The sequence below is a fragment of the Pseudomonas sp. 8 R 14 genome (assembly GCF_900005955.1).
GTDB classification, from domain to species: Bacteria; Pseudomonadota; Gammaproteobacteria; order Pseudomonadales; family Pseudomonadaceae; genus Aquipseudomonas; species Aquipseudomonas marginalis.
The window spans coordinates 111,380-124,662 of record NZ_CVTH01000089.1; the positions used below are offsets into that span (position 1 = coordinate 111,380).

Genomic DNA, 13,283 nt, shown 5'->3' on the forward strand with positions numbered 1-13,283 from the left:
CGATTAAACAACGCCTCAGGTGGCTGCTGTCAACGGGCGCTTGACATCTGCGGCGGTTTGATCGCGAGTTATCTACCCCCCTGCACTCCCGCGCAATCCTTAACGTGGGCGCTCGTAAACGTCTATCTGATGGAGAGTGCCCTATGTCGACGGTCATCCCGCCCTACTTCTTCGACGAGTTCCTGCTTCCCGTAAAACGCAATGAGCCGACACCACGGGAGCGTGCCCTGGGGTTCACGGTCAAGGACCTTGAATGGTTGCACACGCTGTACTACGCCACCGACGCAGCCCGCCAGGACCCCGCGGTGCAAGGCAACCCCATGCACGTAGAACGGTTGTTGATCAACCCCGGCGGTCAACCCGCCATTCCACTGGCGGGCGCGTTCATGATGAGCCCGACGCCGGACGACAACAAAGCCGTGCTCTATACCCCCTACGGTGGCCTGGAACTGTTCGACAGCCGTGCCGGCCTGCTTGGCGAGGTGCAGGAACGCTTGACGCAACCGAGCAGGCGCAGCGAGTTGCTCCAGTTTCTGTCCATTGCCGAACGGGACGCGTTGCCCATAAACGTGCGCCTGACGCTGACCACCGCCACGATTGCGGACGCCGTGATGGCCGACCAACAGAGGATCATCCTGGCTAACCAGCAAAAAAATGTACGGGCGATGCTCGATGAACTGCGCAAGCTCCCCGGTCTGAACGACATGCTCGACACCTTGCTCGGCATCATGGCCCGCTCCTATTTCCCAGGGTTGAACCCGGCCGACACTCGCGTGAACTTCTTCAGCCGCCCGGCCACGGGCGAAGAGGCCCGCTGGGTCGACTCGCTTCCCTTGCGTGATGCGTTGCTGCGGTTTTATGTCAGGCATGCCTGGCCAACCGACCAGACTCATTCGTTCTTCAACATCGGCCGAAACACCACAGCCTTCAGCCAGCAGCAACTGGCCGAGGACCAGCAGCGATGGAACAGCGTGGTCGAGCAAACCAGCGGCATTCTTTCCAAGCTATTGAACAGCCTGCTCCAGTCGTACTGGAACCAAGAGGTCAACGCGGACCAGTCGCGCCAACGGTTTTGCGCCCGCGTCATGAGTGACAAATGTCGCGCAGACCTGCTGTTCAAGCATCAGGACATGATCCTGAGCAGCGAAGAAAGCGAGCAACTGCGCGCGCTGTTCCTGGCAGACAAGACCGCGCGCGCGGCCCATACCCACCACCTGAACGTCGAGAGGGTGCGCATCCATGCGCCCTTTCAGCACTATGTCCATCTTGGGGGCACCTTGATGATCAGCAATGCCCACGCGTACCTCTACACGCAATCACGCGGCTTGCAGGTGCTCAAGGACATCGATGATCTGAAGGACATCCTGTTGACCATGCTCAAAACCGCAGGGCATGAAGATGAGTTGCTCAATTTCCTCTCCTTGGACGAGCGTAGCGTGTTCATTGGCAGTGATCAGATAGAAGTGACCGGCAAGCCGGTGGCGGGCGATGCGTTCCAGGAGATGGTCGAAGACATTCTCGCCAAACAGTTCGACAACCTGGAATATGCACTGGGGCTCTATCGGCGTAGCGCAGGTGAGATCGACCTGGCCGCGCTGCTCGACAATGCCCTGGACGTGCGCACCATGCTCGACAGCCGTTTGCAGGCGCTGGACGCCGGCGGGCGCTGGTCCGTCCACCCCATCACCAGCGGCAACGGCCGCCCCTCTACCGTCCATGCCGAAAAGGCCAAGGCACAGCTGAAGACGCTGGAAACGGTCGAGGCGGCGATGGCGATGGAGCGCAGCAAACACCCGACCCTGCGCGAGTTGGTGGGCCGAGCATTGAACGTCGAGCTGGGCAAAAGACAGTTGAGCCTCAAAGCCAAAAACGTCTACATCAACCGCTACGCCACGCCAGCCAGCGAGCGCGAAGAGCGATTGCCCCTGGCGTCGACAAGCATGGTGGAGCACTTTATTGCGCGCCTGGCCAAGCAAGCCGAGGCCTTGACCGACTCGCCCCTGACCTGGTTTTACGGCAAGCGCCGCTCAGGCGTCGCCAACCAACTGCACAACCTGACCACGAACAGCTTCAATGCGGTGATCGAGCAGGTCCTGACCACCTTTGCAGAACATGACCTGCGGACGCTGCCGCATCTACTCCTGGAACATAACCGCGCGCACCTGAGCCATGGCATGTTGCTGGGGCTCAGCGGTGAAGCACAACTGAGGCGATTACAAAAGAGCCTGCCGGTCGCCTGCCTCGACCTGCTGGACAGCGCCCTTCACGCCGAAAACATGACCCGACTCACCCGGCGTGGCCTCAACGGGTTTATCCCTGACGCGTTTGGCTTGACCCTCAACCTCGGGGCTGACGCCGTACCCGAGGCGCTGACCAACTGTTTTGTACTGACCGAGCGTGGTGGCACCGACCCCGACCATTCAGGGCTGGCAATGCTGTGGACGCCGCGTGCCGGCTATGAGGCCTTTGCGTCGTTCAACGTCTTGCGCGAAGTGCTGGAACAACGCTTGCTGAGCCCCACCGCACGGTTACCGCTGATCGAGAACCTGAGGCCCTCCAAGCGCATACCCCACCAGTCCTATCGGCTCGGCCCCGTGCAACGTATCGACGAGCATCTGCTGCACAATCGCCAACAGACTTACAGCGACTTCATGCGCGACAAGATCGACCATGTACTGTCGATGAAATTGAACGCTCAACGCTTTCAGGACTTCATGGACAGTTTTATCCGCCAGGCCACACCGACCAACCTGCCCAGGGCGATGGCCATTGCACGTGCCATGATCCATCAACAGGCACTGCCGGTCTGGCTGGGGATGGCGCGGCCACATGAACAAATCCTGCATGCCGAACTGCTTGAGCAATACCGCGCCAGCGTAACGGATGAGCAGGATTACCTGCACGGCCTCACACCCATGCGCGAACAGGTGCTGAGTAGCTTATCTACCTTGCTCAATGCGCGGTTTCCCGGGCAAGTGGTCAACCCCGACGCCATATTGATACCTGGCCGTATCGACCTGCAAAACCACACCCAGACCCTGACCGACTTCGCCCTGCGGCACTTGCCTGAACTGAACGCTGACGATATCCGGCCGCGATCGCGTACAGACACGCCCTTGCCAGCAGCACTCGATGGCAGCACCGTGGTGCAACTGGTGCGCCAACTGGACTTGAAAAGTCTCTACCAGACACAACTGACCACCCTGCTCAAGGGCCAGACCGAAGACACCCGTCGCCGTCGTCGATTGTTTTGTCGGCAACTGCCGTGGCAATTGCTGCAATACGCCCATGAACAAACACTTCAGGAGCGCCTGTCGGCATCAGCCTGGAGCTTTATCCAGCAAGTCTTTGATATGCCCGATGCCCTGGCGCGCAACAGCGTAAGCGGCGTCACGGCGATGGTTCGCCCGCTCGAACTGATCGCCACGCCGGGGGCGGCGCTGGTCAAGGCTCTGGGCTGCTACCTGATCGGCCCGAAGGGCGGCGCGACGGGCCCGTTGATCCTGTATGCGCCCTATAGCCCCAGCCACCTGTTGAAGGAATACGCAAATGAAGCGGCGTTCATCAGCGAATTCACCACCCCCGGGGCGCTGCAAGAGTGGGTGGTCAGCCAGTTGGAAGAATCGCAACAAGCCACTTACCGCAATTTGCTCAGCCAGAACTGGCGTCATGGGCTTTCGGAAATCCGTGTGGGTGCCAACCCGATTGTCGGCAACCTGCTCAAGCGCCTGTTCAAGGACAATATTGAGTTGCTGCTGCAGATGCTCGCCTGCCAGTTCTCTGAGTCGGGCAAGGTCAAATGGGACGGGATCACCAGCCTGTTGACCCGGGAGATTCCCAAGGGTTTGCAGTTCATGGCCGGTAAACTTGCTTACCCGCTAGTGGTGTGGCGCAGCTACAAACTGTTCCTGGCCTCCGCAGAAGACCTGCAACAGCACCGCTGGCAACGCGCGCTCAAGGCCTTTGCCGGCGGAGTGGCCGAATTGGCCGCGCTGCGCAAGGCGCTGGACAAGCTCTTGCCCCAGGACGCGCCAGTCACGGAGCCGCCCCCCGTTGAGCAGTGGTTGCAAGCCCCCGCGCCTGCTGCGGATACCCTGGCAGACCTGGACCTGACCGCACCCGCACGGACACACCTGCAAGTATTCGAAGACCACGATATTGCGCTGGCGGACCTCACCCCAGGCAAGCCTACCGGCCTTTACAGGGATCAGGCCGGCACGCGGCAGTTCATCCCCTTGTCGGGCAAGGTTTATCCGATAAAACAAGCCGGCAAACACTGGCGGTTGATCAAGGACGAGCTACCGGGCCCTTATGTGCAGTGCAACACCCAGGGGGTGTGGACACTGGACCTCGACCGGCATTACCCGCGCTACGGCAAAACGTTAAGCCGCTACGCCGGCAAACTCACCACCCGTGCAGCCGAGCGCGATGCCATCAATATCGAAGCGGTGGGCATACGAGAGATTGCCACGCTATCCAACTGGAAGGCCCAGTGCATTGATGAAGCGCTCAATGTCGCGACGTACTATTCGGTCAACTGCAAACGCAACCTGCTGCACTTCGCGACACATTTGGCCCCCAATAGCCGGCTCGGGCGGTTTTTCAGCGAACTGTTCGGCATCGTCACGCTGACGCCCGAGCAGGTGCAGCGAGTCGAGCGACGGGTCGACGAGATACTCGATGAGTTGACGAACCATACCCTCATCAGCCCCGATTCGATGCGGTTTGTCAGCGGCACCCATCGCTACAGCCCGCGCAACACCTTTGCCTTTGTGCTGCCCGATGACCAGGAGCAGAAAATCTATTTGCTCGACCGCTTTTTCGACCCCCCACTGGATAACTATCAAAACCGCCTGACCACGCCGTTCAACATCTCGGCCCACGCACGGGCAACGGTGCTGATTCACGAGATATCGCACATCAAATCCTTGACTGAGGACCTGGCCTACCTGGACAGCATGCGCCCGTTTCACGACCTGATTAATGTGAAGATCCAAGGTGCCAGGCTGATGCAGACCGACCTGGCCGACTTGCGTGATACCGCGCTGTCCACGCTGACGCCCGCCACGCTGTTGTTCAAAACCTGGGATGAGTTCAGCGAAGAATGGGAGGATTTCGGCAGCAGTCGGGCGACCACGCCGCAAAAAGATAAAGTCCTCGGCATCACCGGCTGCCGAACCCTGAATGAGGCACGGGACATGTTCATGAGCAATCCAGACAAACGAATCGACACGATTCTGGCCAATGCCGATTCGGTCACTTACCTGATCAGCCAACTCGGGCGAGAGCTGGATGCGGGAGCCTGAGCAGGCTCCCGGCAGGTACGTCAGTCTTTCTGGTCGCGCAGGATGTTGCCGGAGGCCCCATCGATACGGGCTTCGTACACGGTACCGTCGGACTTGCGTCCCTTGACTTCCCAGTAGCCATTGTCATCGGCTTCCGCCGCATAGACCTCGACATAACCCGCCTTGGTCTTGGCAACGTCGATGGCTTTTTCGATGGTGATCCAGCCTGCGCCTGGCTTATCGGCCAGGGCAGCGCCCGCACTAAGCAGAGCAGTGGTTGCACACAGCGCGACTAAGGTTTTCTTCAGCATTTTCGTACTCCATTGTGGGAATGTCCTGATTTTTAGGTACTCCCAAACGAGAATAAGTTCCAATTGATGTGCAATCGCCATGACGCCTGTTCTCGCGGTCCACCTCGGGAGGTTAGAATGTGCGAAATCAGGATGAGTTAATGAGCGAAAAGTCCATTTCAGAAGCCGAATATGACGCCATCACCGACGCCGCCGCGCATTGGTGCATGCGCCTGCACGCCAGTGATTGCACAGCGGATGAACGTCAGGCTTTTGCGCAATGGCATGACTCCCATCCGCTGCACGCCTTTGAATACGCGGCCATGCTGGAAATCTGGGACGTCGCCGACCACCTGCCGCGCCACGAGATCCCGTCGGTGGTGGTGCCGTTCAAGCCGCGCAGCCGGCTGCGCACCTATGCAGTAGCGGCCGCGATCTGCCTGGTCGCCTTGCCCCTGGCCGCTTTCACTGGCTGGGAAGCCGGCTGGCTGCCGAGTTCCTATGAACGTTTCCAGGCCGCCAACGGCTTGCGCCAAGTCATTCTGGGCGACGGCAGCCGGGTGGAACTCAACCTGGGCACCGAGCTGGTCTACAGCAACTACAAGGATCAGCGCCGCGTCACGTTGAACAAGGGTGAGGCGTTCTTCAAGGTCAGCCATGACAGCGCGCATCCGTTTATCGTGCACGCAGGCGAAGGCCAGGTGCGCGTCACGGGCACCCAGTTCAACGTCTGGAAGTATGAAGACCAGGTGCGGGTGATGTTGCTCGAAGGCTCGGTGCAGATTGCCAGCGACTCGTTACACGGCAGCGTGCCCCTGACGCCGGGCATGCAGGCCAGCTACCAACAGGGCGATGCAACGCCGCGTATACAGGCAATCACCGCCAATGACAGCGCCCTGGCCTGGCGCCAGGGCAAGCTGGTGCTCGACAACCTGGCGCTGGTGGATGCGTTGCCGTTGATCAACCGCTACCTGAACAGACCGGTGATGCTGGCAGACGCCAACACCGGGACGATTCGCATCGGTGGCATCTACAACATCACCGAGGTCAATAACCTCATCCCCTCCTTGCCCAAGGTCTTGCCGGTCTATCTGACGCAGAACCAGGATGGCAACCCCGTACTCAATTCCATCCCGCGTAAATCCCCCAAAGGCTGAGCCTGCACCCCGGCCGGGGCATCGTTGCGCCTGAAGTGTCCATTTTTGAAACACTCGACTCCCCTGGACCGCCCGTGTGGTGCGGATTCATCGTTTTGTCATAGGCAGTGTTACAGCGCTGATACAGCTTGGTGAATCGTTTGTGGTATGCCGCTGTGTGTATGCCTTGGAGGCAGGTGTCTCAGTGCTGAAACAGCACTGACATCACTTCGCCCACAAACAAATCCAAGCCATTGAATAACAACGGCAAATAAAAAGCGGCACGGCTTCTGCTCTATCCCTTGCAGCGCTGTTTAGGGTCAGCGCGACGAATAAGGAATGCCGCCGTGGCCACACTCACTCAAGGTTCGATGAACGTGCTGCTGATCAGCTGTGTACTCAGCGTCGGCATCAGTGTTCCCAGCTTTGCAGAGGATGGCGTGATCGTGACAGGGCGCAACGTACAGGCTCATATGTACGGCCGCGCCGCCTTCGGTAAAGACCCCTACCCCACCACCGCCAACGCCAACCCCAGCCGGGACATCATCGGTGCCACTGGCGAGCTCAGTGATATGGATATCGGCGGCATCAGCAGCGGCTCAAGCATTGTCCGCGCAGTTCAGACCAACGGCACCTTGACCGGCCTGCACGCCACGCAAAACAGCATGTCCACCTTGGGGGCCGGCTCTGCCGCCGGCCACGGTGCGGGCAGCAGCATGGGCGGGCAGATCAGCGACTCGGTCCAGCGCGGCATGGCGCCGTTGAATAACATCGGCAGCATGCTGGGGGGCAAGTGATGAATCGTTCCCTGCTCGTTCTCGCCCTGTTGGCCAGCGCCCCGGCATTCGCCGACGACACGGCGGTGATCCACAACAGCGGCCAACAATACCAGGGTGTCGTGTCGATCAACCAGGCGGCCGGCAACCAGCAGCAAATGTCCAACAGCCGCGCCATCGCGCTCGGTGGCCAGGCCACCAACGTCAACATCCAGCGCCTCGACGGCAGTGTCGACCCGTCCCTGAACGCCAGGGCGGCGATCCAGGGCAGCTCATTTACCAACGGCAACGGTGTACTGGGCATCAACCAGTCCGCCGGGGCCAATAACCAATCCATCAATGCCGTGCGGATCAGCATCAACCCTGGCCCGCAAAGCATCGATGACAGCGTCCTGTTGCAACAGAACACCACGACGCTGGCAACCGACTCAGGGCTCACCCCCACCACTGGCAGCCGCCTTGTCGTTACGAGCGACCAGGCCTTCACAGGCAGCCGAGGAGTGATTCAGGTGAACCAGAGTGCCGGGGTGGGGAACCGAGTGGCTAACACCCTGGGCATCACTATCAAGTAAACGCTTGGTAGCACTCGTTAGACCGTACCAACACTTAACCAACTAATTAGAAGCAAGGAGAAACACCATGAAACCTCAAATGGCTCTGAAACCACTGGTTTTCGCACTGGCCGCACTCATGGCTGCTGCTGCTCAAGCAGGTGGTGGCTGGCACCCTGCACCTCAACCCACCGGTGTGGTTGCCTCTGTCGTGACCGATGTGCAAAACAGCGTGGGCAACAAGTTCGATGACACCAAAACCGAAAACAACGCCTCTGCCGACGGCTCGGTAACCAGCAACAGCGGTAACACCGGGGTCAACGTACAGGCGGGCAGTGGTAACCAGGCCGACAACTCCGGCGCCATCTCCAGTGCCAAAGGTGACTTTGCAACGGTATTCGCTGTCGTCGATGTCAATCAAAACAGCGGGCTCAACAACTTCGTCAACAAAGGCACCCAGAACAACGCCTCGTTGGATAACTCGGCTAACGGGAACTCCGGCAACCTGGGTTACAACGGCCAGGCCGGTCAAGGCAACCAGGGTAAAAACAACCTGGCAATCACCACCGCTGATGGCAAAAACATCGCAGCGGCCGCCAACACCGAACAAAACTCGCTCGCCAACAGCTACCTGAACACTGCCGCTACCAGCTACGGGTATGGCCATGGCAGCAAAGCCCAATACGTGTCCAACAACTCCAGCCTCGACAACTCGGTTAACCGCAACTCCGGCAACGTGGGTGTGAACCTGCAATCCGGCTCGGGCAACCAAGGCAGCAACAGCCTGTCGATCGGTCAAGGTTGCAGCGTCTGCGCCAGCGGCGTGCGCTTCTGATCCAACGGGGCCTTGGCAACAAGGCCCTTTTTTATTCCAGTGTCCAGCAGGTCACATGATCATGCGCCTCGCGACCCTCACCCTCCTGATGCTGCTCACCGGCCCGACCTGGGCAGGCACCATGGCGATCTCCGCCCTGCCTGGCGGTGCAGTGATCTACAAGAAGGTCGAGAGTATTCGTGAACGCCGGTTCGCCAACCTGGTGGAACAGAAAACCGATTTCAGCTGCGGTGCTGCGGCACTCGCTACCATTCTGCGCCAGGGTTATTGGCTGGATGTAGACGAAGATCACGTCATCAAAGGCATGCTGGTCAATTCCGACCAGGACCTGGTGCGTACCCAGGGCTTTTCCATGCTGGACATGAAGCGCTACCTCGAAAGCATCGGCATGCGTGCCCGGGGCTACAAAATCGCGCCAGAAACACTGGTCACCGTAAAGATCCCCGTGGTGGTCCTGCTGGAAATTCGTGGCTACAAGCACTTCGTGGTGATGCAGCGGGCCGACAAGGACTGGGTCTATATCGGCGACCCGGTACTGGGCCATAAGCGCTATTCCCATGATGACTTCGTCAAGGGCTGGAACGGCATCGTGTTCGCCGTGCTGGGTGAAGGTTACGACAAGGCCAACGCCCTGCTCGACCCGCCCACGCCACTGACCGCCAAGAACCAGTTGAATGAGTTCAGGCCCGTAGGCGATGCCGAGCTGATGGATTTCGGTTTTATCCAGAGCGACTTCTTCTAAGAAGCGCAATAAGGGGCAGGACGCTCCAGGAGCAAAAGATGAACACTTCCCGTTGGCTGACGGTCTTGTGTCTGGCAGCCTCAATGCCCGCTTATGCTTCGTCGGGGTTCAAACCCATCGAGCTCAAGGATTCGGAAATGGCCGACCTGCGCGGTCGTTACGTGATGCCGGGGCGGATCATCAGCTTCGGCATTGTCATGAGCAGCACCTGGACCAACGCCGTGGGTGACACCATCACCGGCAAGGCCAGCATGCAGATCGATTCGTCGACCATCACCCCGCAATTCTACGTACAAACCACCGGCTCGACCGGCAACGGCACGAACCCGAACACCGGCACCGGCACGGTAACCGGCGGCGCCGGCCTGGGCAGCGGCCAGGGTGTGACACAAAGCGTGCGTACCGCCGGCGATGGCAACACCGCCTATAACAATGTGGGCATCACCGTCGAGAACGGTTTTGCGCCCTCCAACATCGTGCAATCGGGGCAAGTGCTGGTCGCCGGCGGTACGGTGACCGGTGACAGCGCAGCAGGCCGCGTGAGCGTGTCGGCCAACAACGGTGGCTTGCAGATGGCGATCCAGGCCAACCACAACCAGGGCAACAGCCTGCAGCAGATCGGTGGTGGGAATGTGCTGCAAGGCACGGTTCTGACTGGCAACACTAACTTCGTCAACAACATGACCCAACTCAACGTAGTGATGAACAACAACGGTTTGAACAACGGCGCATTGAACTGCAATCTGGATCAACTCAAAGCCCTACGCACGCTCGGTTATTGAACTACGCTGACCGTCGACACTTACGCATTAGAAAAGGACGGCTTATTTCATGCATCGATCGTTATCGCTCCGTGCTGTGATCTGTTTAAGTACGCTCTTGCCCGCATCCGTTCTGTATGCAGCGCCAGATAGCGACATCGAAACCCTCAAACAGGAACTCCTGGAACTCAAGCAGCGGTACGAAGTGCAGCAAAAAGCGCTGGCCGTGCTGGAGCAGCGCGTGCGTCAGGTCGAAGACCAACCGGCCACACCGGCCCCCAAACGTCTGGCCAAGTCGCCGGCAGACTTTCAAAAAGCCAACGGCACCACCGTCGCGGGCACGGGTGCCGCAGCTGCATCCGGTGGCGCTGGAGGGGGTGGTGGCAGTTCCTACGGCCAGTCCCTCAAGGACGACTCCGCCCCGGCGCAAAGTGTCAGCAACCTTTATAACGAAGCCAGCGGCTTTTTCGGCAATGGCAAGTTCAGCTTCGAAACCGGCGTCACCTATGCCCGTTACGACGCCCGTCAGTTGACCCTCAACGGGTTCCTGGCGCTGGACTCGATTTTCCTCGGCAATATCAACCTGGACCGCATCAAGTCCGATAACTGGACCCTGGACCTGACCGGGCGCTACAACGTCGATAACCGTTGGCAGTTCGATGTGAACGTGCCGGTGGTGTACCGCGAGTCGACCTACCAGTCTGCCGGTGCCGGCAACAACGGCACCGCGACGTCGGAACAATCGGTGACGCGCGACCCGACCATCGGCGACGTCAACTTCGGCGTGGCCTACAAGTTCCTCGACGAAACCCCCACCCTGCCGGATGCGGTGGTATCGGTGCGGGTCAAGGCGCCCACCGGCAAAGAACCGTTTGGTATCAAGCTGATCAATACGCCCGGCAACGACAACCTGTTCGTGCCGGAAAGCCTGCCAACGGGCAATGGCGTGTGGTCGATCACACCGGGCATTTCCCTGGTCAAGACCTTCGATCCTGCCGTGCTATTCGGCTCGCTGTCCTATACCCATAACTTCGAAGAATCCTTCGATGACATCAGCAGTGACGTCAACCAGAAGGTCGGCGGCAAGGTCAGCCTGGGCGACAGCTTCCAGTTCGGGGTCGGCGTGGCCTTTGCCCTCAACGAGAAGATGAGTATGTCGTTCTCGGTGTCCGACCTGGTGCAGCGCAAGAGCAGGCTCAAGCCCAACGGCGGCGACTGGCAATCGGTGGTTTCCAGCGATGCCAACGCCGGTTATTTCAACGTGGGGATGACCATTGCCGCGTCGGATAACCTGACCATCGTGCCGAACCTGGCAATCGGCATGACGGATGATGCGCCGGACTTTACGTTCAGCCTGAAATTCCCGTATTACTTCTAACCCGACCGCTACAGAATCCGGTGCACAAGGAAAAGCCCCGCAACGATAAGGGTCGTTGCGGGGCTTTTCGGTTTACCCGCCCTAGCGGATCTGGTGTTTGTGCAGCAACCGGTAGAACGTCGGCCGGGAAATCCCCAGCACACGGGCCGCGACACTCAGGTTGTCGCTATGCCGGTTGAGCACATCGCACAGCGCCTGGCGTTCAGCACGGTGCTTATAGTCTTCCAGTGTAGCCATGGGTGGCGAAATTGCCTGTTCGCCCAGCAATCCCAGATCGGCGGCTTCGATCTGGCGCCCTTCGGCGAGTACCAGGCCGCGGCGCACGCGGTTGGCCAGTTCGCGCACATTGCCCGGCCACGGGTGTTGCCCCATGGCCACCAGGGCGTCATCGCTGAAGCTGCGGGGGCGGCGGCCGGTTTCCTGGCTGTAGAAGCGTGAAAAGTGGTTGGCCAGCATCGCCACATCACCATGGCGCTCGCGCAAGGGCGCGGTGACCACCTGCAGCACATTGAGCCGGTAGTACAAGTCTTCGCGGAAAGCCCCCTTGGCGACGGCCGCTTCAAGGTCGACGTGGGTGGCCGCCAACACCCGCACGTCCACCGGAATCGGCTGGCTGCCGCCGACCCGCTCGACCTGCTTTTCCTGGAGAAAGCGCAGCAGGTTGGCTTGCAGTTCCATGGGCAAATCGCCGATTTCATCGAGGAACAGGGTGCCGCCATGGGCCGCTTCGATGCGCCCGACCTTGCGTTGATGGGCACCGGTAAACGCGCCCTTCTCATGGCCGAACAGTTCGGATTGGATCAGGTGTTCGGGAATGGCGCCGCAGTTGATCGCGACAAAGGGCCTGGCATGGCGCTGGGATTGGCGGTGCAGGGTCTTGGCCACCAGCTCCTTGCCGGTGCCGCTGTCGCCACGGATCAGTACCGGGGACTCCGTGGGCGCCAGCTTGGACAATAATTTGCGTAACTCACGAATGGGGCGGCTTTCCCCCAGCAACTCGTGCCCTTCATCTACCGGGGTGTGACCCTTGCCACGCAGGCGCGCCATGCCAAACGCGCGGCCCAGGGTCACCTGCACCCGCGCCACGTCGAATGGCAGGGTATGGAAGTCGAAAAACCACTCGCAGACGAAGTCCCCCACATTTTGCAGGCGCAGCACATCCTGGCTGAGTACGGCGATCCACTCGGTGCCACTGCGGCTGATCAGTTCCTTGACCGCTTCGGGCCGCTCCAGATGATAGGGCTGCAGGCGCAATAGGCCGACATCGCATGAGCGCTCTCCTACCGATTCCAATGTGCAGCTGTCGACATCCCACCCGGCCGTACGCAAACCGGGTAGCAACCCGTGGCAGTCGTCACAGGGGTCAACCACGAGCAAACGACGTTGGACGAGGGGCACACCCATGACTGATCCTTGGCGTCAAAAATCACTAAAGTTATTTAGAAACAACAGTTTGTAATGGTTGCCGATAACCCTAGCAAGATCTTGACAGCGTGCTTGTATCGTTTCGCTATAAGTGCGGACAAAAA

Annotated in this window: 10 protein-coding genes; 8 read left to right on the forward strand and 2 right to left on the reverse strand. The window is 59.7% G+C overall.

What is annotated here, in order from left to right; all coding sequences use genetic code 11:
• Positions 1 to 143 precede the first annotated feature (143 nt).
• The gene (locus BFQ01_RS28295) at positions 144 to 5,306 is read left to right on the forward strand and encodes a dermonecrotic toxin domain-containing protein (protein ID WP_065927882.1); all 5,163 of its coding nucleotides are present in this window, start codon (positions 144 to 146) and stop codon (positions 5,304 to 5,306) included.
• A 20-nt stretch (positions 5,307 to 5,326) separates the two neighbouring features.
• Here the strand turns inward: BFQ01_RS28295 and BFQ01_RS28300 are convergent, their stop codons facing one another.
• Entirely contained in the window at positions 5,327 to 5,596 is a 270-nt protein-coding gene (locus BFQ01_RS28300) for a PepSY domain-containing protein (RefSeq protein ID WP_065927883.1), read from the reverse strand.
• Positions 5,597 to 5,736: 140 nt separating this feature from the next.
• On the opposite strand from BFQ01_RS28300, the gene BFQ01_RS28305 reads away from it, so the two are divergent.
• The 7 genes from BFQ01_RS28305 to BFQ01_RS28335 all read left to right on the forward strand — a co-directional run bounded on the left by BFQ01_RS28305 (position 5,737) and on the right by BFQ01_RS28335 (position 11,754).
• Entirely contained in the window at positions 5,737 to 6,732 is a 996-nt protein-coding gene (locus BFQ01_RS28305; protein ID WP_065927884.1) for a FecR family protein, read from the forward strand.
• A gap of 326 nt (positions 6,733 to 7,058) precedes the next feature.
• Positions 7,059 to 7,508 (forward strand): hypothetical protein, encoded by a 450-nt coding sequence (locus BFQ01_RS28310; protein WP_065927885.1) that lies wholly within the window; start codon positions 7,059 to 7,061, stop codon positions 7,506 to 7,508.
• Complete coding sequence (locus BFQ01_RS28315; RefSeq protein ID WP_027606446.1) at positions 7,508 to 8,059, forward strand: hypothetical protein; 552 nt, start codon at positions 7,508 to 7,510, stop codon at positions 8,057 to 8,059. The genes BFQ01_RS28310 and BFQ01_RS28315 overlap by 1 nt, the downstream gene beginning before the upstream one ends.
• A 67-nt stretch (positions 8,060 to 8,126) precedes the next feature.
• Positions 8,127 to 8,873: a hypothetical protein gene (locus BFQ01_RS28320; RefSeq protein ID WP_027606447.1), complete on the forward strand. Its 747-nt coding sequence runs from the start codon at positions 8,127 to 8,129 to the stop codon at positions 8,871 to 8,873.
• 61 nt (positions 8,874 to 8,934) lie between these two features.
• On the forward strand, positions 8,935 to 9,615 hold the full coding sequence (locus BFQ01_RS28325; RefSeq protein WP_065927976.1) for a C39 family peptidase: 681 nt from the start codon (positions 8,935 to 8,937) through the stop codon (positions 9,613 to 9,615).
• Between the two features lie 38 nt (positions 9,616 to 9,653).
• Complete coding sequence (locus tag BFQ01_RS28330) at positions 9,654 to 10,397, forward strand: hypothetical protein (RefSeq protein ID WP_027606449.1); 744 nt, start codon at positions 9,654 to 9,656, stop codon at positions 10,395 to 10,397.
• Between the two features lie 49 nt (positions 10,398 to 10,446).
• A complete protein-coding gene (locus tag BFQ01_RS28335; RefSeq protein WP_065927886.1) occupies positions 10,447 to 11,754 on the forward strand; it encodes a hypothetical protein in 1,308 nt (435 codons plus the stop codon).
• Between the two features lie 81 nt (positions 11,755 to 11,835).
• Here the strand turns inward: BFQ01_RS28335 and BFQ01_RS28340 are convergent, their stop codons facing one another.
• Entirely contained in the window at positions 11,836 to 13,158 is a 1,323-nt protein-coding gene (locus BFQ01_RS28340) for a sigma-54 dependent transcriptional regulator (protein ID WP_027606451.1), read from the reverse strand.
• Between the last annotated feature and the right edge of the window lie 125 nt (positions 13,159 to 13,283).

What these genes read in the sequence shown, in the direction of transcription:
- BFQ01_RS28300 (WP_065927883.1), bottom strand. Translation starts at nt 5,596, where the DNA reads ATGCTGAAGAAAACCTTAGTCGCGCTGTGTGCAACCACTGCTCTGCTT.
- BFQ01_RS28340 (WP_027606451.1), bottom strand. Translation starts at nt 13,158, where the DNA reads ATGGGTGTGCCCCTCGTCCAACGTCGTTTGCTCGTGGTTGACCCCTGT.
- BFQ01_RS28305 (WP_065927884.1), top strand. Translation starts at nt 5,737, where the DNA reads ATGAGCGAAAAGTCCATTTCAGAAGCCGAATATGACGCCATCACCGAC.
- BFQ01_RS28295 (WP_065927882.1), top strand. Translation starts at nt 144, where the DNA reads ATGTCGACGGTCATCCCGCCCTACTTCTTCGACGAGTTCCTGCTTCCC.
- BFQ01_RS28325 (WP_065927976.1), top strand. Translation starts at nt 8,935, where the DNA reads ATGCGCCTCGCGACCCTCACCCTCCTGATGCTGCTCACCGGCCCGACC.
- BFQ01_RS28335 (WP_065927886.1), top strand. Translation starts at nt 10,447, where the DNA reads ATGCATCGATCGTTATCGCTCCGTGCTGTGATCTGTTTAAGTACGCTC.
- BFQ01_RS28315 (WP_027606446.1), top strand. Translation starts at nt 7,508, where the DNA reads ATGAATCGTTCCCTGCTCGTTCTCGCCCTGTTGGCCAGCGCCCCGGCA.
- BFQ01_RS28320 (WP_027606447.1), top strand. Translation starts at nt 8,127, where the DNA reads ATGAAACCTCAAATGGCTCTGAAACCACTGGTTTTCGCACTGGCCGCA.
- BFQ01_RS28330 (WP_027606449.1), top strand. Translation starts at nt 9,654, where the DNA reads ATGAACACTTCCCGTTGGCTGACGGTCTTGTGTCTGGCAGCCTCAATG.